The sequence below is a fragment of the Trueperaceae bacterium genome (genome assembly GCA_031581195.1).
Lineage (GTDB): Bacteria > Deinococcota > Deinococci > Deinococcales > Trueperaceae > SLSQ01.
Map to the genome: position 1 here is coordinate 1 of JAVLCF010000123.1, position 6564 is coordinate 6564.

6 protein-coding genes are annotated in these 6564 nt (G+C 76.7%); 4 read left to right on the plus strand and 2 right to left on the minus strand.

The window, feature by feature from the left end:
- A partial coding sequence (locus RI554_09905; protein MDR9392328.1) for a glutaredoxin domain-containing protein occupies positions 1–305 on the minus strand: 305 nt, incomplete at its 3' end.
- Between the two features lie 272 nt (positions 306–577).
- Here RI554_09905 and RI554_09910 point away from each other — a divergent pair.
- The 3 genes from RI554_09910 to RI554_09920 are packed head-to-tail and all read left to right on the plus strand — an operon-like array spanning position 578 to position 5373.
- Complete coding sequence (locus RI554_09910; protein MDR9392329.1) at positions 578–1969, plus strand: hypothetical protein; 1392 nt, start codon at positions 578–580, stop codon at positions 1967–1969.
- Entirely contained in the window at positions 1966–2229 is a 264-nt protein-coding gene (locus RI554_09915) for a hypothetical protein (protein MDR9392330.1), read from the plus strand. The genes RI554_09910 and RI554_09915 overlap by 4 nt, the downstream gene beginning before the upstream one ends.
- Positions 2230–5373 (plus strand): DNA polymerase III subunit alpha, encoded by a 3144-nt coding sequence (locus RI554_09920; protein MDR9392331.1) that lies wholly within the window; start codon positions 2230–2232, stop codon positions 5371–5373.
- Positions 5374–5389: 16 nt separating this feature from the next.
- On the opposite strand, the gene RI554_09925 is transcribed toward RI554_09920, so the two are convergent.
- The gene (locus RI554_09925) at positions 5390–5815 is read right to left on the minus strand and encodes a hypothetical protein (protein ID MDR9392332.1); all 426 of its coding nucleotides are present in this window, start codon (positions 5813–5815) and stop codon (positions 5390–5392) included.
- A gap of 166 nt (positions 5816–5981) precedes the next feature.
- Here RI554_09925 and RI554_09930 point away from each other — a divergent pair.
- A partial coding sequence (locus RI554_09930) for a hypothetical protein (GenBank protein MDR9392333.1) occupies positions 5982–6564 on the plus strand: 583 nt, incomplete at its 3' end.

Genomic DNA, 6564 nt, shown 5'->3' on the forward strand with positions numbered 1-6564 from the left:
CCGGTCCACCAGGCGTCCCCGACGACGATCACCGGGACGCCGCGCACCTCGCGGTCGTAGGCGCGGGCGAACGCCTGCAGCAGCGCCCGATTCGCGTCGTCGTGCCACACCTCGAAGGCGTGGACGCGGAGGTGCGGGTGGTCGGCGCGGAGGTCCTCCAGGAAGGCGAGCGCGGTCGCGCAGTGGGGGCACCCCTCGCCGTGGAAGACGTAGACGTCGACGGGGGCGGAGGGGGCGGCCCGTGCGGAGGCGAAGGCGACGAGGAGCAGCAGCGGGATCGACCCGGCGGCGAGGCGGCGCGGCATGCGACGCATCGTGTCGAGCGTCGCGGGGCGACGCCAGGTGCGAACGTCCTGGCGTGCGTCCCTCGCGGCTCGTAGGGCCCCACGGGATCCGCGTTGCCCCTACCTTGTTTTTTAAGGTATCGTGGGGGTCCGGTCGCGTCGTCCTCACCCCAGGTCCGCGCCCGGGGCGCCCACGGGCGCCGACGCCCAAAAGCTCGGACGTACCGGTGGCTGTGGCGGCCCGGCGGTACGTCCGAACGGATCGTCAGACCACGAAAGGATCGCGACCTGCGATGCGGAAACGTACCACGCCCCCTCCCCCCACCGACGCGGCCTCCGGACCCGAACCGAGCCCGGCCCGGCCGCCGTCCCCGACGCCGCTGCTCCCGTCGGACCCGCACCCCGACGCGACCGCGGACCGCGTGATCGTGGCCAGCCTCGAACCGTTCGCGTTGTGGCGCGAACGGCGCCGGCGCGCCGCGCGCGGCGAGGGCGTCGTCCCGACCGTCACGAGCGACGACGGGCGCCGCGTGCGCGACGCGGACGCGGCCGCGAAACGCGCCGGCATCCGCCCCGGGAGCGCCCTCGCCGGCGCCCGCCAACGCCTCCCCGACCTGCACGTCGTCACGCCCGACGGGCCCGACCTCGCCGCCGCCTGGGACGCCGTCCTCGACGAGGCGCGCGACGTCTCCCCCTTCCTCGCCGCGGTCGCACCCGGCGTCCTGGCGCTGCGCGCCTCCCCGGCCGACGCCCACGCCTTCGCCGTCCGCCACGAGGCCCGCGTCGGCGTGGCGGACACGGTCCAGGAGGCGCGCCTCCTGGCGCTCCTGGCGCCCCCCGGCACGGTCCGCGCCGTGCCCCCCGACGAGGATCCCTGGACGACCCTCGACCGCGCCCCCGTCGCCGCCCTCCGCGCGCTCGGGCTCCCCGACGCCGACCGCGACCGCCTCGCCTGGCTCGGCGTCACGCGGGTCGGTGATCTGCGCGCCTGGAGCGCGCGCCAGCGCGCCGCCTTCCTCGGGCCCGCCGCCGCGGCGCTCGCCGCGACCCTCGACGGCCCGCGCGACGCGCACGTCCCCCTCCGCCCCCCACCGCTGCGGATCGCGGTGCGGCACGCCTTCGACGACCCCGCCCGCGAACCGGCCGAACTCGACCCCGTCCTCGCCGACCTCGCCGACCGGATCGCGGCGGCGCTCGGCGAACGCAGCGCCGACCGCCTCCGCGTCCGCGCCGAAGCGGCCGGCGTCGCCGCCGACGCCACCCGCCGCGCCAAACGCCCCCTGCGCGACGCCGACGCGATCCTCCGCCTCGCCCACCTGGCGCTCGCCGACGCCGGCCTCGTCCCGCTCGGGCTCGACGCGCTCACGCTCGAGGCGTCCGGGTTGGCGCGCCGCAGCCGCCCGGGGGCGTTGTGGCGCCACCGGGAACGCCGCGAGCGCGCCACGGCCCTCCTCGACGCCCGCTTCCCCGGGCACGCCCGCCGCTTCGCCGTGCACGACCCCGGCGCCCTGCGCGCGTCCCTGCGCTGGCGCCTGCTCAACGCCGCCAGCGGCGAACCGCTCCCCTGGCCGGGCGACGCCCCCGCGCCCGCCCCGACGCCGGCACCCGCGCCGGCACCTGCGGAGGCGGCGCCGGCGGAGGCGGAGACGCCTCCACCGAAGGCGCGCGTGGAGGCCTCCCGGTGACGGCCCTCCCCGACCGCGTCCCCCTGCCCGACGGGCGGGTCCTGACGGTCCGCCGCATCCACGACGTGTGGCGGGTCGGCAACCGCTGGTGGCGGGGCGACCCCCCCACCCTGCACCTCCTCGTCGACGCCGTCCCGCACGACGCACCGACCGGAGGCGGCGACGTCGAGGGGGCCGACGACGTCGACGCGCTCACCCTCGAGGTCCGCCGCGACGACGCGCCCGACGCCCCCTGGCGGCCCGAACGGACGTGGGACTGAGTGCCGTCCGCCCCCGCCCCCCGGCTCCGCGACCTGCTGCACGTCCACAGCTTCTTCAGCTTCGGGCGCGGCGCCTCCAGCCCCCGCCGCCTCGTCGAGCGCGCCGCCGAACGCGGCTACGAAAGCGTCGCGCTCACCGACCACGGCGGCGTGTACGGCGCGGTGGAGCTGCACCAGGCCGCCCGCGCGCACGGCGTCCGAGCGATCGTGGGGGCGACCGTGGCGGTGCGCGACGGCGACGACGTCCACCCCCTCCCCCTCCTCGCCGGGTCGCGGCGCGGCTACGCCACCCTCAACGACCTGTTGACCCTCGCGCACGAACGCGGCGGCGAGGTCACGCTCCCGATCCTCGAGGCGCACGCCACCGACCTGCACGCCCTCTCCGGCGGGCGGGCGGGGTTCCCCACCACCCTCCTCGTCCGCCGCCGCTTCGCCGACCTCGACCGCCTCCTGGAGCGCTTCGCCGCCCTGTTCCCCGACCGCTTCTGGGTGCAGCTCTATCACGGCGCCCACCCCGCCGACCTGCGCCGCGGGCGGTACCTGCGCCGGCTCGCGCAACGCGCCCGACTGCCCGCCGTCGCCGCCCCCGAGGTCCGCTACGCCACCCCCGACCTGTACCCGCTGTACGACGCGCTGACCTGCGCGCGGCTCGGCATCACGGTCGACGACCCGCACCCGGACCGCCCCCGCAACGACGCGGACGCCGTCCCCCCACCCGACCTGAGCGACCGGGTGCTGCCCGGCGACACGCCGGCGCTGCTGCTGCCCGACGTGCTCGCGAACACCCGCGCGCTAGCCGAGGCGTGCACCTGGCCGCTGCTCCCCGAACGCCTCGAGCCGCCCGACGCGTACGTCCCCGACGGCCTCACCCCCGACGGCTACCTCGCCGAACGCACCTACGGCGCGCTCGTCGAGCGCTACGACGGCGCGCGCCTGGCGACCGCCCGCGAACGCCTCGACCACGAACTCGCCACCGTCCGCGCGCTCGGCTTCGCCGGCTTCTTCCTCGCCGCCGCGGAGATCACCGACTACTGTCACGACCGCGGCATCGTCTGCAGCGGTCGCGGCTCCGCCGCCGCCAGCCTGCTCTGCCACCTGCTCGGCATCACGCAGGCCGACCCCCTCGAGCACGACCTGCTGTTCGAGCGGTTCCTGCACGGCGGCAAGGCGTCGCCCCCCGACATCGACGTCGACGTCGCCTCCGCCCGCCGCGACGAGCTGCTCGCGTGGGTCGAGCGGCGCTTCGGGGCGCGCACCGAGGCGATGGTCTGCAACCGCATCACCTACTTCCTGCCGAGCGCCGTGCAGGACCTCGGGCGGGCGCTCGGGCTGCCGCCCGCGACCCGCGACCGCCTCACGAAGGCGCTCGGGCGGCCCTACCGGCACCTCCGCCCCCACCAGGTGCACGAGGCGGACGAGGTGTTCGACGAGGTCCTCGGGGCGTCCCCCCTCCGCGAGCAGCTGACGGCGCTCCTGCGCCACATGGAAGCGAAGTTCGTGCGGCACGTCGCCCCCCACTCGGGTGGGGTGGTCCTCAGCCGCGCGCCGCTGGCGCACGCCAGCCCCCTCGAACGCTCGAGCGGCGGCATCAAACTCCTGCAGTTCGACAAGGACGACGTCGAAGCGCTCGGCCTCATCAAGCTCGACCTTCTGGGGCTCCGCATGCTCAGCGTCTTCGAACGCACCCGCGAGGAGGTCCACCGCCTCACCGGACGCTGGGTCGACGTCCGCGACCCCCCGCCCGACGACGCCGTCTGGGACCGCATCCAGGCGGGCGACACGATGGGCCTGTTCCAGATCGAGTCGCCCGGCCAGGTGCGCATGAGCGTCCAGCTGAAGCCGCGCACCCTCACCGACCTCGCGCACCAGGTGGCGCTCTTCCGGCCCGGCCCCATCCAGTCGCAGACCGTCCACCCGTACGTCGCGCGCCGCAACGGCCGCGAACCCGTCACCTACCTGCACCCCGCCCTCGAGCCGGTCCTCGCCAAGTCGTACGGCGTGATCCTCTTCCAGGAGGACCTCATGCGCATCGCCGTCGCCGTCGCCGGCATGTCCTGGACCGACGCGGAACGCTTCCGCAAGGTCGTCACGACCTTCGAGGACGAACACGAGGTCCGCGACGCGCACCGCGCGTTCGTCGACGGTGCGATGCGGCACGCGGGGTGCAGCGAAGCGGAGGCGCAGGCGATCTTCGACGCGATGGCGGCGTTCCGCGGGTACGGCTTCGCGGAGTCGCACGCCTGGGCGTTCGGGCTGCACGCCTACACCAGCGCGTGGCTGCGGCACCACCACCCGGGGCCGTACCTCGCGGCGGTCCTGAACGAACACCCCGGCATGTGGCCCCGCTCCACCCTGCGGCAGGAGGCGCGCCGCTGGGGGGTGGAGGTCGCGGCGCTCGACGTCAACCGGGCCGGCGCCGGGTGGCGCGTCGACCCGGGCGGCCCCGAGGGCACCCTCGTCCCGCCGCTGCAGACCGCGACCGGCGTATCCGACGCCGTCGCGCGCGACGTCGTGCTCGAGCGGGCGCGGGGCGGACCCTACGCCGACCTGCGCGACCTGTACCAGCGGGCCCGCGTGCCCGGCGACGCCCTCGAGGCGCTCGCCCGCGCCGGCGCGTTCGACGGCCTGCAGGGGCGCCGCGACGCGCTCTACCAGGCGCGCGCCCTGCACCACACGGCCCCCCCCGGCCAGGCGCCGCTGTTCGACCCGACGCCCCCCACCCCCCCGCTCGCCGCCCTCGAGGAGGCCGAACGCACCGTCTGGGACTACCGCCTGAAGGGCTTCTCCGAGGCGGGCGTCCACCCGCTCGACCTGATGCGCGGCGCGCTCCGGGATCTCGGCGTCACGCCCCTCGCCGCCGCCCGCGAGGGGGAGGTGCGGACCGGCGGGTGGATCGTCGCGCGGCAACGCCCCGGGACCGCCAAGGGGTTCGCCTTCTTCGTCGTGGAGGACGGGCCCGACCGCGCCCAGGTCGTCATCGCCCCCGACCTGTGGGACGCGCAGTGGCGGTTCCTGCGCGACGCGCAGGTGTTGATCATCGACGGCACCCTCCGCCGCGAGGGGCGCGCCTGGACGCTGCGCGCGCGCACCGTCGCCGGCCTGTCGGCCCCCGTCGAGGCGCGCGGGTACGCCTACGGCGGGTGAGGTCCGCCCCGCGGGGTCAGCGTTCGGGCACCATGCGGCACGACCCGAGCGTGTCGAACGGGCCGTTCTCGGCCAGCACCAGCTCCAGCCGGTCGCCGGCCGGCGCCTCCACCCGCGCGGCGTGCGTCCCCTCGTGCGTCACCCACGTGGGGCGCGGGACGCCGGACCCCTGCAGGTAGGCGTCGAACTGCCGGAGCGACGACTCGAGCGTCGTGCCCTCCACCGCGAAGCACACGCCGCGTTCCTGCAGGTCGACCAGGCAGGGGCGCTCGACGACCGCGTCGCGCGCCAGGTAGCCCTCGAGGAGCGCCTCGCACGGCGGGGACGCGAGCGCGCCGCCCGTGAGGGCGACGAGCGCGAAGGCGCCCCCGAGGCGCGCCCCGAGCGCGCGGGCACCCCGGCGCCACGCCGGTGTAGGGGGTCGGGGGCCGGTCGGTCGCATCGAACCCCGACGATACCGGGCCCGCGCCCCCGGTTCGTGAGAACCGGAGGCGTCGGAGACGGCCCTCCAGCGAGGCACGGTTCGCCACGAACGTGGTTTGGTATGCCGTATTTCGTCTTTGCGTACGTTACGGTTCGTACGTATGACGTCACCGGAACCCGGTTCGATGCGTCGCGACCCCCGGTCCCCGCTGGGGGCCGCGCACGCGACGGGGCCGTCGGTCCAGGTGCTCGGCCCGCCGCGGCTCGCCGGCGCGAACGGCGCCGCCCGCCTCGCGCAACGCAAGCACTGGGCGGTGCTCGGCTACCTCCTCGCGACGCCCGAGGGCGCCAGCCGCGCGCACCTCGCGAGCCTCCTGTGGCCCGACCAGGGTCCGGCGCACGCCCGCACGAACCTCCGCGTGACGCTCACGACCCTCCGCCGGGCGCTCGGGGAGGTCCTCGACGCCAACCGGACGCACGTCCGGCTCGACGCCACCGCCGTCGACGCCGACGTCACGCGGCTCCACGCCTGGCGCGGCGCCCACGCCCCCCGCGACGGCGAACCGGCCGGCATCGACCCCACCCGCGCCTTCCTGGAGGGCGTCGTCCTCGAGGATGCCCCGGAGTTCATGGATTGGCTCGCCGACGCGCAGGACCACGTGCGAAGCGTGGCGCACGACGCCTGGTCGCGCGCCGCCGCCGCGGCCGAAGCGGACGGGGACCTCGCCGACGCGATCCGCCTGACCGACGTCGCGAGCCGCGTCGCAC

Bases quoted from the DNA above. Each gene is read 5' to 3' on its own strand.
- RI554_09910 (MDR9392329.1), top strand. From the start codon at position 578: ATGCGGAAACGTACCACGCCCCCTCCCCCCACCGACGCGGCCTCCGGA.
- RI554_09925 (MDR9392332.1), bottom strand. From the start codon at position 5,815: ATGCGACCGACCGGCCCCCGACCCCCTACACCGGCGTGGCGCCGGGGT.